Origin of the sequence: Pseudovibrio sp. POLY-S9 (assembly GCF_001431305.1) — a bacterium.
GTDB lineage: Bacteria > Pseudomonadota > Alphaproteobacteria > Rhizobiales > Stappiaceae > Pseudovibrio.
This window is the reverse complement of record NZ_LCWX01000159.1, coordinates 1-523: the sequence shown is the minus strand read 5'-3', so window position 1 is coordinate 523 and position 523 is coordinate 1. Positions and strand designations below refer to the sequence as shown.

Below are 523 nucleotides of genomic sequence, written 5' to 3'. Positions count from 1 at the left end.
ATTGAACTGTCTTACCGCAAGATCATGTGGGAACACACAGTCTCCGGCACGTCTGGTGCTGATGACTGGCGCGCGCCTGCTGCTTAAACCTTCCTTCCTGACGGACTGGAAGTCAGATCCGGGCCAGCTTTGGCCCGGACACTGCCTATGGGTGAGCACACACCAGGCCGTCTTTGATTTGGGCCTGATCTGCGGAGTTGGAATATGCAACCTGTCTCTGGCAAAGCCTCAGAGAAGCGCGGTTACTTGCGCAGCTTCTTTCGTGCCCTGTTGTGGCGGCGACGCAAGGTGGAGGCGGTAGCAGAAGCTGCACCCAAAGAGTGCGATCCGGCAGGCACCGCGCATGTGGTCTTGCAAGGTCGTGACCGGCCTGAGCGCTCGTCAGATGCTCTGCACGAAGATCTATCGGAAGAGCTGGAGATCCGGGGCTTTCTGGATCAGTTTCCCGGCCATCGCTTGATGGTCAAGCCCGGGGAACAGCCGCACAAGGAGATATTCTGATGGTCTACCCGCTGGCGGAACA

The 523-nt window shown here is 58.5% G+C and carries 1 protein-coding gene and 1 pseudogene; both read left to right on the top strand.

What is annotated here, in order from left to right; all coding sequences use genetic code 11:
- Positions 1-87: pseudogene (locus PPL9_RS34780) on the top strand (type VI secretion system tube protein Hcp); the annotation flags it as partial.
- Between the two features lie 117 nt (positions 88-204).
- Positions 205-501: a hypothetical protein gene (locus PPL9_RS14305; protein WP_057463332.1), complete on the top strand. Its 297-nt coding sequence runs from the start codon at positions 205-207 to the stop codon at positions 499-501.
- The last annotated feature ends 22 nt before the right edge of the window (positions 502-523 follow it).